12 protein-coding genes are annotated in these 13404 nt (G+C 67.7%); 6 read left to right on the forward strand and 6 right to left on the reverse strand.

All coding sequences use genetic code 11. The annotated features are described in order from the left end of the window. The first annotated feature begins 15 nt into the window (after positions 1–15). The 4 genes from AC1DF3_RS20420 to AC1DF3_RS20435 all read left to right on the forward strand — a co-directional run bounded on the left by AC1DF3_RS20420 (position 16) and on the right by AC1DF3_RS20435 (position 4983). Complete coding sequence (locus AC1DF3_RS20420) at positions 16–1587, forward strand: Na+/H+ antiporter (RefSeq protein ID WP_478140670.1); 1572 nt, start codon at positions 16–18, stop codon at positions 1585–1587. Between the two features lie 115 nt (positions 1588–1702). Beyond that, positions 1703–2788: a carboxymuconolactone decarboxylase family protein gene (locus AC1DF3_RS20425; RefSeq protein WP_286536021.1), complete on the forward strand. Its 1086-nt coding sequence runs from the start codon at positions 1703–1705 to the stop codon at positions 2786–2788. Beyond that, positions 2785–3567, forward strand: coding sequence for an adenylate/guanylate cyclase domain-containing protein (locus tag AC1DF3_RS20430; RefSeq protein ID WP_286536022.1), 783 nt, complete (start codon positions 2785–2787; stop codon positions 3565–3567). Before AC1DF3_RS20425 ends, AC1DF3_RS20430 begins: the two co-directional genes overlap by 4 nt. 39 nt (positions 3568–3606) lie before the next feature. Further along, on the forward strand, positions 3607–4983 hold the full coding sequence (locus AC1DF3_RS20435; RefSeq protein ID WP_286536023.1) for an APC family permease: 1377 nt from the start codon (positions 3607–3609) through the stop codon (positions 4981–4983). On the opposite strand, the gene AC1DF3_RS20440 is transcribed toward AC1DF3_RS20435, so the two are convergent. Continuing rightward, a complete protein-coding gene (locus tag AC1DF3_RS20440) occupies positions 4952–6259 on the reverse strand; it encodes an adenylate/guanylate cyclase domain-containing protein (RefSeq protein WP_478140671.1) in 1308 nt (435 codons plus the stop codon). The two genes, AC1DF3_RS20435 and AC1DF3_RS20440, sit on opposite strands and share 32 nt — an antisense overlap. A 99-nt stretch (positions 6260–6358) precedes the next feature. Between AC1DF3_RS20440 and AC1DF3_RS20445 the strand changes: the two genes are divergently transcribed. Then, the gene (locus AC1DF3_RS20445) at positions 6359–7339 is read left to right on the forward strand and encodes an ABC transporter substrate-binding protein (protein ID WP_478140672.1); all 981 of its coding nucleotides are present in this window, start codon (positions 6359–6361) and stop codon (positions 7337–7339) included. On the opposite strand, the gene argC is transcribed toward AC1DF3_RS20445, so the two are convergent. After that, complete coding sequence (argC, locus tag AC1DF3_RS20450) at positions 7332–8264, reverse strand: N-acetyl-gamma-glutamyl-phosphate reductase (RefSeq protein ID WP_478140715.1); 933 nt, start codon at positions 8262–8264, stop codon at positions 7332–7334. The genes AC1DF3_RS20445 and argC overlap by 8 nt on opposite strands. A 301-nt stretch (positions 8265–8565) precedes the next feature. Here argC and AC1DF3_RS20455 point away from each other — a divergent pair, with 301 nt between their 5' ends. Next, positions 8566–9282: an amidohydrolase family protein gene (locus AC1DF3_RS20455; protein ID WP_478140673.1), complete on the forward strand. Its 717-nt coding sequence runs from the start codon at positions 8566–8568 to the stop codon at positions 9280–9282. 185 nt (positions 9283–9467) lie between these two features. Here AC1DF3_RS20455 and dmpG read toward each other — a convergent pair whose 3' ends face one another. From dmpG to AC1DF3_RS20475, 4 genes are all read right to left on the reverse strand, one after another. Further along, positions 9468–10520 (reverse strand): 4-hydroxy-2-oxovalerate aldolase, encoded by a 1053-nt coding sequence (gene dmpG / locus AC1DF3_RS20460; RefSeq protein ID WP_478140674.1) that lies wholly within the window; start codon positions 10518–10520, stop codon positions 9468–9470. A gap of 10 nt (positions 10521–10530) precedes the next feature. After that, the gene (locus AC1DF3_RS20465) at positions 10531–11484 is read right to left on the reverse strand and encodes an acetaldehyde dehydrogenase (acetylating) (protein ID WP_478140675.1); all 954 of its coding nucleotides are present in this window, start codon (positions 11482–11484) and stop codon (positions 10531–10533) included. Between the two features lie 17 nt (positions 11485–11501). Further along, positions 11502–12302, reverse strand: coding sequence for a 2-keto-4-pentenoate hydratase (locus AC1DF3_RS20470; protein WP_478140676.1), 801 nt, complete (start codon positions 12300–12302; stop codon positions 11502–11504). 117 nt (positions 12303–12419) lie between these two features. Continuing rightward, positions 12420–12779 carry an NmrA family NAD(P)-binding protein gene (locus AC1DF3_RS20475; RefSeq protein ID WP_478140677.1) on the reverse strand — a complete coding sequence of 120 codons (360 nt, stop codon included), beginning with the start codon at positions 12777–12779 and terminating at the stop codon, positions 12420–12422. Positions 12780–13404: the final 625 nt, after the last annotated feature.

The following is a 13404-nucleotide window of genomic DNA, read 5'->3' on the forward strand; positions in this document are numbered from 1 at the left end:
TACTCGGCCCCGACCATGGCCACCTTCGAATGGATCATCGTGCTGCTGCTCGGCGCCGCGCTGCTGGCTGCGCTCGCGCGCCGGCTGGGTGCGCCGTATCCGACCTTCCTCGCGCTCGGCGGCACCTTGCTCGCCTTCGTGCCCGACAGTCCCAACTGGACCCTGGACCCGCACCTGGCGCTGACGCTGTTCGTGGCGCCGGTGCTGGTCGATGCCGCCTACGACACCTCGCTGCGCGACCTGCGCACCCACTGGCGGCCGATCGCCGGGCTGGTGATCGCCGCGGTCGGCACCACGGTGATCGCGGTCGCGCTGGTGGCGCGCTGGCTGGTGCCCGGCATGTCCTGGCCGGTGGCGATCGCGCTGGGCGCGATCGTCGCGCCGCCCGATGCGGCGGCGGCGACCGCCGTCATGCGGCAGGTCAAGCTGCCGCACAAGCTGCTCAAGATCATCGAGGGCGAGAGCCTGCTGAACGACGCCAGCGCACTGTTGGTCTACCGCCTCGCGATCATGGCCGTGATGGCCGGCCACCTGGGTTTCGCGAGCTTCGCGCCGGTGTTCCTGCTGACCCTCTTCGGCAGCCTGGCGGCAGGCGTGGGCTGCGCCTGGGCGCTGCGCCGGCTGATGAGCGGCGTGCGCGAGGTGCCGGTGCTGCTCATCATGCAGTTCGCCTTGACCTTCGGTGTCTGGATCGCGGCCGAGGCGATCGGGCTCTCGGGCATCCTCACGCTGGTCGCCTACGCGATGACGGTCGCGCGCAGCGGCGGTGCCCAGCTGCCGGCGCGCCAGCGCGTACCGGTGTTCGCGGTCTGGGAGGCGGTGGTGTTCGTGCTGAATGCGTTCGCCTTCGTGCTGATCGGCATGCAGCTGCGGCCGATCTGGCAGCGGCTCGAGGCTGGCGGCGCGCGCACCGACGCCGTGCTCACGGCGCTGGTGGTGCTTGGCACGACGGTCGCCGCGCGCTTCGTCTGGGTGATGAGCTACAAGGCACTGAGCTTGCGACGCCATCGCGCCGCCGGCGCCGCGCAGGCCGGGCATGGGCGGGGCGCCTTCCGCAGCGGCATCGTGCTTTCATGGGCCGGCATGCGCGGCATCGTGACGCTGGCCGCCGCCTTCGCGATTCCCGAGACCCTGCCCGACGGCACGCCGTTCCCGCACCGCGACCTGATCCTGCTCTGCGCCTTCGCGGTGGTGCTGGGCACGCTGGTGCTGCAGGGCCTCACGATGGCGCCGCTGATCCGCCGCATGGGGCTCAGCGACGACGACCCGGTGGGGCGCGAGATCCGGCTCGGCCGCACGCATGCCTATCGCGCGCTGCTCGATGCGATCGCGCACGACGACAGCCTGGCCGGCAAGCTGCTGCGCAAGGAGTACGGCGCGATCGTCGAGCTGAACTCGGGCCATGCCGACGAGGCGCCGATCGACGAAGTACCCGGCGGGCCGCTGCGGCGCCGCGCCATCGCGGTGGCGCGCCAGCGCGCCTTCGAGATGCGCCGCGACGACGTGATCGGCGACGATGCCTACCGGGTGCTGGTGCAGGAACTCGACTGGGCCGAACTCAGCGCCGGCGGCGGCAGCCCGCAGTGAGGCGGCGGCCGTCCGCGGGTGCCGGCGAGGCGAGCGAAGGCGGCCCGTATTGGCTACCATCCAGGCCGGCCGGTCGACGATCGGCCATGGTGTCCGGTTTCCTGTGGAGTGGTGCATGGCCGTGTTGCTGAGCGAGATCCAGTGGAGCGACCCCGTCCTGCCGGCGGCGCCGGACGCGGCATGGGAAGCCGAACTCAAGCGCCGCGGCGCCCCGGTGCTCGAGGTCGACCGCCGGGTGGCGGCCAGCCGCTGGCTGCGCGAGGCCGCCTACCAGGCGACGAACTACATGCCCGCCGCGCTGCCCGAGCGGCTGCACCGGATGGGCAGCATGGTGACGGCCCAGGAGAATTCGTGCCGCTACTGCTACGGCGCGAACCGTGCCTACATGAAGCTGCTGGGCTATTCCGAGTCGTTCATCCAGCAGGTCGAACGCGACGTCCAGATGGCCGAGCTGGACGCCAAGGAACGCGCCTACATCGCCTTCTGCCGCAGCCTGGCGCGGTCGAGGCCGCGCCCGGCCGCGGCCGAGCGGGCTGCCCTGCTCGAACTCGGCTATACCCCGGCGCAGATCGGCGAGATCGCCTTTGCGATCTCGTTCGGCTGCTTCTTCAACCGGGTCAGCACGCTGTTGGCCTGCCCACCCGAGAAGAAGTTCGAGCGCATGGCCGCCGGACCGTTTCGCTGGCTGCTCGCGCTCGCCATGCCGCTGATGAAAAAGTTCGGCCCGGGCCGGCCTGAAACGGCGGCCCTGGACCGGGCCACCCTGGCGGCCGGCCCCTTCGGCGTGGTGGTCGCGCCGCTGGCCGGCCTGCAGGCAGGCACCATCATGAAGGCGGCGCTCGATGGCTCGTTCGAGTCCGGCTTGCTGAGCCGCAGCGCCAAGGCGCTGATGTTCGCCGTCGTCGCGCGCACGCTGGGCTGCCCGCATTGCGAAGCCGCGGCGACGCGCCTGCTGCTCGAAGACGGCTTCGGCCAGGCGGACATCGACAGCGCCATGGCGACGCTGCGCTCGCCCCGGCTGGCGCAGGGCGAAGCCGGCCTCCTGGCGTGGGCGCGCGACACGGTCTACTACGAGCCTTCGTCGATCCAGCAAAAGACGCGCGCCCTCGGCGCCGAACTGGGCGCTGCCGCGCTGCTGGAAGCCATCGGCGTGGCGTCGCTGGCCAACGCGACCGTGCGGCTGGCCATGCTGCTGGAGTGACGGCGCTGGACTGGATCCTCGTCGCGCTCGGCGCCATCGCCCTGTCGGGCCTGGCCGTGCTCGTACTGCACGGCCGCCGGCAGAACGAGCAGCTCGAGAAGCTGCTGCTCGCCGCCGACGATCGGCTCGAGCAGCTGCAGCGCCAGTTCGAGCGCTTCGTGCCGGCCGACGTGGTGGAGCGGCTCACCGAGGCCAGCGACGTCCTGGCGCCCGAGCGGCGCCAGGTGACGATGCTGTTCGCCGACCTGCGCGGCTTCACGGCGCTGTGCGACCGGCTCGACCCGGCCGTGACGGTGGGCATCCTGAACGACTACTTCCGCCACATGACGATCGCCATCGGCCACCACCACGGGCATGTCACCGAGTTCGTGGGCGACGGCCTGCTGGCGCTGTTCGGCGCCCTGGAAGCCAACCCCTGGCAGGCCCGCGACGCCGTGCTGGCCGCGCTGGACATGCGCGCGGCCCTGGCGCGCTACAACGCCACCCTGCGGGAGCGGGGCCTGCCCGAACTGCGCTTCGGCATCGGCATCCACGGCGGGGAGGTGGTGGCGGGCGTGATCGGCACCGCCGGCCTCTCCAAATTCAGCGTGACCGGCGACCCCATCAATGTCGCCTCCCGGGTCGAAGGACTGACCGCCAGGTACGAAGTCGACCTGCTGGTCACGGAGGACATCCGGCGCGCGCTGGACGACCAGTTCCGGCTGCGGCCCATGCCGCCGGCGCTGGTCAAGGGCAAGGCGGAGCCGATCCAGACCTATCACGTGGAGGCCGAGAGATAGCCTGTTGCGGCGCCCTCGCAGCCGGCGTACAACCAGGGCATGCGCGAGTCCGCCGGTCTTCAAGCCAATTCGCTCGGCATGACCGAGGCGGTCGTCATGGGCGTCGCCGGCACGGCGCCGGCCTACAGCATCGAGATCACCACTTCCACGATCATCGCGACCGCGGGCGTGCTGTCGCCGGCCAGCGTGCTGGTCTGCGGCCTCATCATGTTCGGCATCGCGTTCGCGTTCATCCAGATGAACCGGGCGCTGCCCAGTGCCGGCACCTCCTATGCGTGGGTCGCCATGGTGTTCGGCCGCACGCTGGGCTTCTTCGCCGGCTGGGCGCTGCTGGTGCTGTGCTGCGTGTTCATGGTGTCGGCGATGATCCCGGCCGCCAACGCAACCCTGCTGGTCTTCGCGCCGGCGCTGATGAACGACGTCCACTGGGTCACGCTGATCGCCGCGCTGTGGCTCACCGCGGTGAGCGCCGTGGTCGTCAAGGGCATCAAGCTCACCAGCTACGTGCAGGTGGGGCTGACGCTGATCGAGGCCGTGATCCTGCTGGCGATCATCGTGGCGGCGTTCGCGGTCTTCACGAAGGCGCCGGCGCACCCCTTCTCGTGGCGCTGGTTCTCGCCGCTTGAGTTCTCGCCCAAGCTGTTCGCCAACGGCGCGCTGGTGGCGATCTTCTTCTACTACGGCTGGGACGTGACGCTGAACCTCAGCGAGGAGACCCGGGACCCGGGCCGCACGCCGGGCCGCGCGGCCTTCTGGGCCATGGTGTTCCTGATGGCGTTCTTTCTCGTGTTCATCACGATCACCCTGCTGGGCCTGAGTGACGAGGAGATCCAGCACTACAACACCAACGTCATCTTCGCGATCGCCGAGAAGCTGTTCGGCAAGACCTGGGGCTACGTGGCGATCCTCGCCGTGCTGCTCAGCACGGTGGGCACGGTCGAGACCCAGATGCTGCAGTTCACGCGCATGCTGTTCGCCAAGGCCCGCGACGGCGCGCTGCACCAGCGATACGCGCGGCTGCACCCGCGCTGGCAGACGCCGCATGTCGCGATCTTCTTCATCTGGGCCGCCGGGCTGGCGCTGCTGCTCGTGTCTTCGTACCTGCCCACCATCAACGTGATCCTGCAGGACTCGATCACCGCGATCGGCTTCCAGATCTGCTTCTACCTGGGCCTCACGGGCCTGGCCTGCGCCTGGCACTACCGTGCGCTGGCCTCGGCCGGCTGGGCGGCCGTGACCCACGTGTGGTGGCCGGCGGCCAGCGGCGTGTTCCTGTTCTTCATTGCGCTCTACAGCATCCCCACCTTCGATGCGGTGACCAACGCGGTCGGCATGGGCGGCATCGCGATCGGGCTGGTGCCGCTGCTGTTGAACCGCAGGCGAGTCAGCGGCGAGCGAGCATCGCCTGGACGATGACGTCGATCGTGTCCGTCCAGGCCATTTCGACTTGCGGCGTGTACTTCTCGCCCAGCACCTCCCGCGCCGAATCGAGAAACGCCCGGCGGAAGGCCGGATAGTGCCCGGCGGCGACGCCGTAGGCATCGTGCCGCCGTCCGAGGTCCCGCAAGCCGAGCCTCATGGTCTCGGGACGGCTCATGGCGTAGACCAGGAACTGGAGCATGTGGGAGAGCATCTGGCCCTGGGTCTCCAGGTTGCCTCGAAAGAGGGGCTGCGTCCCGGGGTCCAGCTCGAACAAGCGCCGATAGAGGTGCGCCGTGAATTGCTTCTGGTGTTGCAGCAGGACGCCGATGGTCGACTGGACCAGCAGCGCGGGGTCCGGCGCGGCAAAGCCGATGACTTCCACCAGCTTGAACGTGTCGCGCTTGCCTTTGAGCACGGCCTGGGTTCGCCGCGCTTGCACGGGCACCTGAGCGACGTGGTCGAACAGAATCTCCGACACCAGGAATCGGGTCCCGAGCGTCTTGTTCGCGTCTTCGATCCGGCTGGCGACGTTCATGGCGTCCCCGACGGCCGTGAACTGCAGCTGGCTCGGATGCCCCATCATCCCGACGACGAGCGGCCCGCAATGCGCTCCGACGCCGATGTCGAGGGTCACGCCGAACTCGGCTGACAGCGCAGCGTTGAGATCAGTCAGCGTCTGGAGAATGCCCAAGCCGGCCCGCAGGCTGTCGAGACAGCTCTTTTCGAGGGGGTCTGCGCCAACCCCGAACAGGCCGACCACCTGATCGCCGACATACTGGTGGATGATGCCGTTGTTGACCAGGATCGCATCGCCGATCGCCGTGAAGAAGCGATTGAGGATGTGCACCACGTCGTAGGCCAGGTTGCTGTCCACGAAGGACGTGAACCCGCGGATATCGCAGAACAGGATCGCCAGCGATCGCTCCTCGGGCGGCGCGATCGAAGCCTGCTCCAGCTGCAGGCGCGACACATCCGCGCAATGCCTGACCAGCCGCTCGAGCGTCACGTCGCCGCCCACGCGCGCCTGGCAAGCCAGCCGCGTGAACCTGTCCCAGCGACGCGCTTCGGCCACCTCGGCTTCGCGCGGCGTGCGCGGCGAGACGTTCTGGATGCCGTCGCAAATGCGCACCCGGCAGGTCGTGCAGCGCCCGTTGCCGCCGCATTCCCGAAGATGCGGGATCTTGTGGGCGATCGAGATGTCGAGGACCGTCATGCCGGGATCGGCCACCGAGACCGTCTTGTCGTCACCCAGGTAAACGATCGTCGTCATGGGAGTCCTTCACCGACGGCACAGTATGCGCCGACCCGGGGCGCGTCAAGGTGGATGGTGCGCCTTGCGCAGGCGCCACCAATGGTGCACGCTCCCGCCATGAAACGACGCTTGGTCCTGGGCACCGCGTTCGCCCTTGCGTTGACGCAGAACAGTTCGCGGGCATACGCAGCCGACAAGGTGCTGCGCCTCGGATGGGTCACGGCCCAGGAGCCCGCCAGCCTGGCGCCGATGGTCGCGGCGCTGCGCGCCTCGCTCGCCCGGCTGGGCCATGTCGAAGGCCCGAACCTTGCCATCGCGTTCAGGTACGGCGACGGTTCGGTCGACCGCGTCCCCGAACAGGTCGCGGAACTCCAGGGCCTGGGCATCGACATCCTGCTGGCGCAGGGCGGGCCGGCAGTGAACGTCGTGAGCGGCCTGCCGGTGGCCGTGCCGGTGGCCTACGTCTTCAGCGGTGACCCGGTCTCGGCCGGTTTCGCGAAGAGTCTCGCGCACCCCGAGTCGAACATGACCGGCCTCACGCTGATGGCCGCCGAGATGAACGGCAAGTTGCTGGAAATCCTGCGCGAGATGGTTCCGTCGCTGCGCGACGTGGCCATCGTGGCCAACCCCGAACATCCGGGCTCGCACATCGAGCGCGACTACACCGACGGCGCGGCCAGGCAACTCGGCCTGCGTACCGAGTACTTTCCGGCGCGGACGCGCAGCGAGCTCGCGTCCTCGCTGGATGCCATGGCCGCTTCGCCCGCACGCGCGGTGTCGATCTTCAGCGACAGCTTCGCGGTGGCCAACCGGCGGCAGATCCTCGACTTCGCGATCGCGCGCAAGATGCCCGTGATGTCCGGCTGGCCGGTCTTCGCGGACAGCGGCGCGCTGTGCACCTACGGCCCGCGGCTGGTGGACTCTTATGCGCGGCTGGCGTCGTATGTCGACCGGATCGCCAAGGGCGCCCGGCCCGCGGACCTGCCGATCGAGCGGCCGACGACCTTCGAGCTGGTGCTCAACCAGAAGACCGCCAACGCGATCGGACTCAAGCTGCCGCAGTCGCTGCTGGTGCGCGCCGACCGGCTCATCAGCTGATATCGGCGCTGGCCATCAAACGCAGGTTCTGCACGGCCGCACCCGCGGCTCCCTTGCCCAGGTTGTCGAGCACTGCGCTCAAGACGATCTGCCCTGTGCGTTCATTGCACGAAACGGCCAGGCTCATGTCGTTCGAACCGTTGTGGACTTGCGGGTCCAGTTCGGTGATCGGCTCGGCAGTCGACATCGGCAGCACGCGCACATGCGCCGCATCGCGGTAGCGTTCCGCAAGGCATTCGTGGATGCGCGCGCCCGACGCGTCCGACGAGAGCCATCGGGCGTGCAATCCGATGGTGAGCACGATGCCCTGCCGCCAGCTGCCATAGGCCGGCACGAAGAGAGGCCGCTGCGCCAGGCCGGCGTAGGCCTCGATTTCCGGCACGTGCTTGTGCTCCAGTGCAAGGCCGTAGACCTTGAACGAATGCGCCCCGGCCCCGGCCTCGTGCGCTTCTTCCCCCGCCCTGCCCTGCCCCGAATAGCCCGAGATGGCATGGATGACGAGCGGACAGTCGGCGGGCAGCAGGCCCGCATCCGTCAAAGGTCGAAGCAGCGCGACCGCGGCGGTGGGATAGCAGCCCGGATTGGTGACCCGCGATGCCGCGGCGATGCGTTCGCCTTGCCGTGCATCGAGCTCCGGCAGGCCGTAGACCCAGCCCGGGCTGGTGCGGTGGGCCGAGCTGGCGTCGATGACACGCACCGAAGGGTTCTCGATCATCGCCACCGCGTCGCGCGCCGCGGCATCGGGCAGGCAAAGGATGGCGATGTCACACGCGTTGAGGGCGTCGCGGCGGGCAGCCGGGTCTTTGCGCAGGCCCGTCGGCAAGGTGCGGATGCGGAATTCCGTGCCGCGGAGCCGGTTCTGCAGGTCCAGGCCGGTGGTGCCCTGGTCGCCGTCGATGAATATGTTGAGGTGTTGCGCAACAATAAAGTCCGCCGAAGGCGGCTACGCTAAGTGCTTGTCGGGCAATGAATATTCCGGTGATCCGGCGCGATGCAAAGTCCGCCGCGGACTTTTCCCTGCGCTGTGATCAAGAACGCCCCTTGCGGGGCGGCCTCAGCTTGCCTTTCCAAAAGATTTGAGAGTTCCTCAAGAACTCCTCGGATTTCCTTTCCTCAACCGACGAGGCCTTGTCAGAGGCTCGTTCCCTCTTCCGCCATCAATCACGCATTTCTCGCGGCCGGTAGACGGCAATGCTTCCCTCTCTGACTGCGACAACGCAGCACGAGTGACGACATGGGCGCGCTCCATCTCCCTAGGACTCACGAGATTCGTGAATGTGACACCGTCGATCTACGGCGTCGAAAAATGCGTGCTGATCAAGTCGCTGCGGGATGCCGGGCCCCATGGCCGCGGCGTTGCGGTGCCGAATGCGCATGCGACCGTGCGCACGGTATCGGACCTTCGTGACGTCGGCGTTCGCGGTGCTCGCTTCAACCTGGCTCAGCGTGGAACCACGGCCGTCGAGATGATGCAGGCCGTGGCTGAGCGCGTGGCGCCATTCGGCTGGCATGTCCAGCTTCACGCTTCGCAGTCGGAGCTTCTCGAACTAGAGCACAGGCTAGGCACGCTGCCCGCGGAGCTTGTCTTCGATCACATCGCATGTGTCGGAGAGGATGAGCGCCTGCAACCGGACGTCGAAAGATGCTTGCACCGGCTGCTCGACAGCGGAAGGGTGTGGTTGAAGCTCTCGGCACCTTATTTTTTCGCACGAGGCGGTGCTGATTCATACGATCACATTGCGTCTATGTTGGAAACGGTGGTCGGGCTCCACTCGGAAAGACTGCTATGGGGTTCAGACTGGCCTCATGGCACCCAGTTGGAGAAGCCGGAAGACGCTGCGACGCTGGACTTCCTCCTGCGCTCCGCGAAACCATCTCAAGTCCACAGGATCCTGGTGCACAACCCCGTCGTCGTCTATGGGTTCGACTCGTTTGATGCCTGAGGCGTTCGAGGCTGGGACCCCTAACCTGATTTTCGAGCAACACAAAATGACTGATCCTTTTGACAACCCCATGGGTCTGATGGGCTTCGAGTTCGTCGAATTCGCCTCGCCGACGCCCGACACGCGCAGCGAAGCGGCGCGGGCCAGGGCGATGGACAGGAGGTACTGTGGCGAATCTTCGGAGGTCAGGCGATAGCCGCGGCGACGGCGGCAACGGGTCCGGCTTCACGCGAACGTAGAAGGTCGAGGGCGACGTCGACGATCATGTCTTCCTGGCCGCCGACCATTCGGCGACGACCAAGTTCGAGCAGGATGTCGACGGCCGGCAGGTCGTAGCGCGCGGCGGCGACTTCCGCATGCCGCAGGAAGCTGGAATAGACGCCGGCATAGCCAAGCGACAGCGTCTCGCGGTCCACACGGACGGGCCGGTCCTGCAGTGGCCGCACGATGTCATCGGCCGCATCCATCAGCGCCCTCACGTCGCAGCCATGGTTCCAGTGCAGCCGCTCGGCCGCCGCCACGAAGACCTCGAGCGGCGCGTTGCCGGCGCCGGCACCCATGCCGGCCAGGCTGGCGTCTACGCGGTCGCAGCCTTCCTCCACGGCCACGATGCTGTTGGCGACGCCGAGGCTGAGGTTGTGGTGGGCGTGCATGCCGGTCGCGGTTTCCGGGCGCAGCACGTCCTTGAAGGCGCGGAACCGGTCGCGCACGTCCTGCATGCCCAGCGCCCCGCCCGAGTCAACGACGTACACGCAGGTGGCACCGTAGCTTTCCATCTTCAGTGCCTGCTGCGCGAGCTCAGCCGCGCTGGTCATGTGGCTCATCATGAGGAAGCCGACGGTGTCCATGCCGAGATCTCGCGCGGTCTCGATGTGCTGCTTCGCGACGTCGGCTTCCGTGCAGTGAGTTGCCACGCGCACGACACTGGCACCGGCCGCGTGCGCGGCCTTCAGGTCGTGCACGGTGCCGATGCCTGGCACGAGCAAGGTGGCGATCCGCGCCCGGCGGACGGCGTGGCGCGCCGCTGCGATCCACTCGAGGTCGGTGTGGGCGCCGAAGCCGTAGTTGAAGCTGGAGCCGGCGAGCCCGTCGCCATGGGCGACCTCGATGGAGTCGACGCCTGCGGCATCCAGCGCGGCCGCGATCTGCGCCACCTGCGCCACTGTGTACCGGTGCCGGATGGCGTGGCTGCCATCGCGCAGCGTCACGTCAGAGATGTAGATTTTTCTGCCATTCATGGGGATCTCCTTACGCGTTCGCCGTGGCACGGGTGGCCAGCAGGCGCGCAGCGATGCGCTCGCCACTCGCTAGGGCGGCGCTCGTCATGATGTCGAGGTTGCCCGCATAAGCCGGCAGGTAATGTGCCGCGCCTTCGACCTGCAGGAACACCGAGGTCTTGAGCCCGTCGAGCCGTCCCACGCCGGGAATCTGAAGCGCCTGCTCGCGCGGGATGTGTTCGAACTGCACGGCCTGCTTAAGGCGGTAGCCGGGCACGTACTGCTGCACGGCCGCCACCATGGCCTGCACCGAGGCTTCAATCGCGGCCTCGTCGCCGCCGGAGCTCAGCGTATAGACGGTGTCGCGCATCAGTAGCGGCGGTTCGGCGGGGTTGAGGACAATGATGGCCTTGCCCTGTCGGGCCCCGCCCACCACTTCGATGGCGCGGGCGGTGGTCTCGGTGAACTCGTCGATGTTGGCCCGCGTGCCCGGGCCCGCGGAGCGGCTCGACACTGACGCGACGATCTCGGCATAGTGCACGGTCGCAACCTGCGCGACCGCGCGCACGATGGGGATGGTCGCCTGGCCGCCGCAGGTGACCATGTTGAGGTTCGGTGCGTCCAAGTGTTCGTCGAGGTTCACGACGGGGACGCAGTACGGGCCGATGGCCGCCGGCGTGAGGTCCACCATGCGCAGGGCCGGCTTGCGCTCGCGCAGGAAGGCATCGTTGCGGGTGTGCGCCGCCGCCGAGGTCGCGTCGAACACGATGTCGATGTCGGCGAAGGCGGGGTGGCGGGCGAGCCCCTCGACGCCCTGGTCGGTGGTTGCCACGCCGAGGCGGCGTGCGCGCGCGAGGCCGTCCGAGTTCGTGTCGATGCCGGCGAGCATGACTACCTCGAGGTTCCGCGCGCCGCGCAGCGCCTTGATCATCAGGTCGGTGCCAATGTTGCCGCTGCCAACGATGGCAGCCTTGATCTTGTCCATGGAGCTTCCTTGTAGGGTCACGTGAACCGCGCCGCGACGCGGCCGAGGCCTTCGATGTGCGCCTCGAACAACGAGGGCCCGCTGATCGTCACCATGGGCCCGAGCGCCCCGGTGAGCACAACGTCGCCGGCGCGCAACGGGGTGCCGAGCCGGGCCAATTGCCGCGTCAGCCAGACGGCGGCATTCAGGGGGTGGCCCATGCACTCGCCTCCGCTGCCGTAGCTCGCCTCCCGGCCATCTTCGGCCAGCGTCATGCCGGCGTCGCGCAGGCTCAGCTGGTCCAGCCGCTTCGGGTCGGCGCCGAGCACGTAGCCGGCGGCCGATGCGTTGTCGGCGATCGTGTCGAACAGGCGAATGTCCCAGGCCGCGATGCGGCTGTCCACGATCTCGAGCGCTGGCACCGCATAGGCCGTGGCCGCGAAGAGGTCGGCCAAGGTTGCGTCGGCGGCCGTTACATCCTTGGCGAGCACGATCGCGACTTCGGCTTCCACCTTGGGCCGGATGAAGCCGGCCAGCGGGATCTCCGCGCCGTCGCCAAAGGCCGTGGAGCTCCAGAGCGCGCCGTAGTCCGGCTGGTCGACGCCGAGCTGCCGCTGCACGCTGGCGGCAGTGAGCCCGATCTTGCGCCCCGTGACGCGGTCGCCGCCCGCAATGCGGCGCGCCTCGTTGATGCGCTGCACGGCGTAGGCGTTCTCCTGGGTGGTCGGCCAGTCGAGGGATTCGGCGCGGTGCCGCAAGGGCGTGCAGGGGGCGCGTTGCTGCTCGGCATCGCGCAGCAAAGCGGCCAAGGTTTCGGCGGGGTCGGGCAGGTGTTGCATGGATGGTTTCTGTTGAAATGGGTTAGTTGAGGCAGCGCAAACGCAGGTCTGGGCCAGGTTGGGTCAGGTCCAATACACTGACCGAGTTCCCGGCGAGGTGCGCGGCTTGCGCCAGGATCATGCCGATCGCGCTTTCCAGGCGTCAGGCCTCCCGGGCGCACCACGTGTTGAAAGACTCGGGCTCGTGTGTGTTGGATCGACGATGCGGCGTCCGACCGTCGGATAGTGCCCGTGGATGTCGTTGGACCAGTCGGTCTTCACCATCAGGAAGGCGGCATCTGCGCCCTCGAAGAATTTGCCGAGTTCTCCTGCACCCGTGCCGAAGCTTTCCTTGAATGGCTCCGCACCGGCCTGCGCCAAGGCGTCGAGGGACGAACCGCCCCGCAAGAGGGCCCTTACCTGGTGGCCCGCGCGCAGCAGCTTATGGGTTAGTTGGACACCGATTTTTCCGGTGGCCCCGACGACGGCAATTTCCATGTTGGCTCTTAAAGGGAGTTCAGTTCAAAGGGCAAGGGCGTCCAGCAGGCGCGTGGTGTGCTCGATCTCGTGCGAAGTGTTGACCTTCGGCAGCATGATGAAGTTGGGCTTGCACCGCGCGACGGGTTCGAGGTCTGCCGCGAAATGCTCTCACGTCACTTCGACGAGCCCACTGCCCTTCGTCCGCGGGCCCCCGTCGGAGTTCGCGATGCCCGAGGAAAGCAAGCCCCCTGCCCGTGAATTCGCCGCGTTCGCCTGTTCATACGACTGTCTTCTCTAGTAGTAATGTGACTGGAGGAGAGGTTAGCAACGAGGCAATATCGGCAGAAATGCTTTCTCGGCATGGAGCCCATGCCGATCCGGGTGTCACGACCCAATAGCAATCGGCGGCAGTGCGGGATCGATTCGAACTTCGCCCGGTCATCCGCGGCTCACGGCTACCATGAGCGAGATCATAAAAAAGGAAGATGCTATGAATGAGTTCGGCGTCAACGCCTGGCGACGATCGATCGAGCTCTTTCAGGAATGTGAGCAGCATCGTCATAGCGTTTGCTGACAGCACTCCAGATCGCGATGTACTTGTTTTGACATTGAGCACGCCGCCAGCGCCCACTGCTGCCGATGC

Source organism: Variovorax sp. 10N432, from assembly GCF_056394465.1.

What these genes read in the sequence shown, in the direction of transcription:
- AC1DF3_RS20420 (WP_478140670.1), top strand. Translation starts at nt 16, where the DNA reads ATGGCCACCTTCGAATGGATCATCGTGCTGCTGCTCGGCGCCGCGCTG.
- AC1DF3_RS20425 (WP_286536021.1), top strand. Translation starts at nt 1,703, where the DNA reads ATGGCCGTGTTGCTGAGCGAGATCCAGTGGAGCGACCCCGTCCTGCCG.
- AC1DF3_RS20435 (WP_286536023.1), top strand. Translation starts at nt 3,607, where the DNA reads ATGCGCGAGTCCGCCGGTCTTCAAGCCAATTCGCTCGGCATGACCGAG.
- AC1DF3_RS20440 (WP_478140671.1), bottom strand. Translation starts at nt 6,259, where the DNA reads ATGACGACGATCGTTTACCTGGGTGACGACAAGACGGTCTCGGTGGCC.
- AC1DF3_RS20445 (WP_478140672.1), top strand. Translation starts at nt 6,359, where the DNA reads ATGAAACGACGCTTGGTCCTGGGCACCGCGTTCGCCCTTGCGTTGACG.
- dmpG (WP_478140674.1), bottom strand. Translation starts at nt 10,520, where the DNA reads ATGAATGGCAGAAAAATCTACATCTCTGACGTGACGCTGCGCGATGGC.
- AC1DF3_RS20465 (WP_478140675.1), bottom strand. Translation starts at nt 11,484, where the DNA reads ATGGACAAGATCAAGGCTGCCATCGTTGGCAGCGGCAACATTGGCACC.
- AC1DF3_RS20470 (WP_478140676.1), bottom strand. Translation starts at nt 12,302, where the DNA reads ATGCAACACCTGCCCGACCCCGCCGAAACCTTGGCCGCTTTGCTGCGC.
- AC1DF3_RS20475 (WP_478140677.1), bottom strand. Translation starts at nt 12,779, where the DNA reads ATGGAAATTGCCGTCGTCGGGGCCACCGGAAAAATCGGTGTCCAACTA.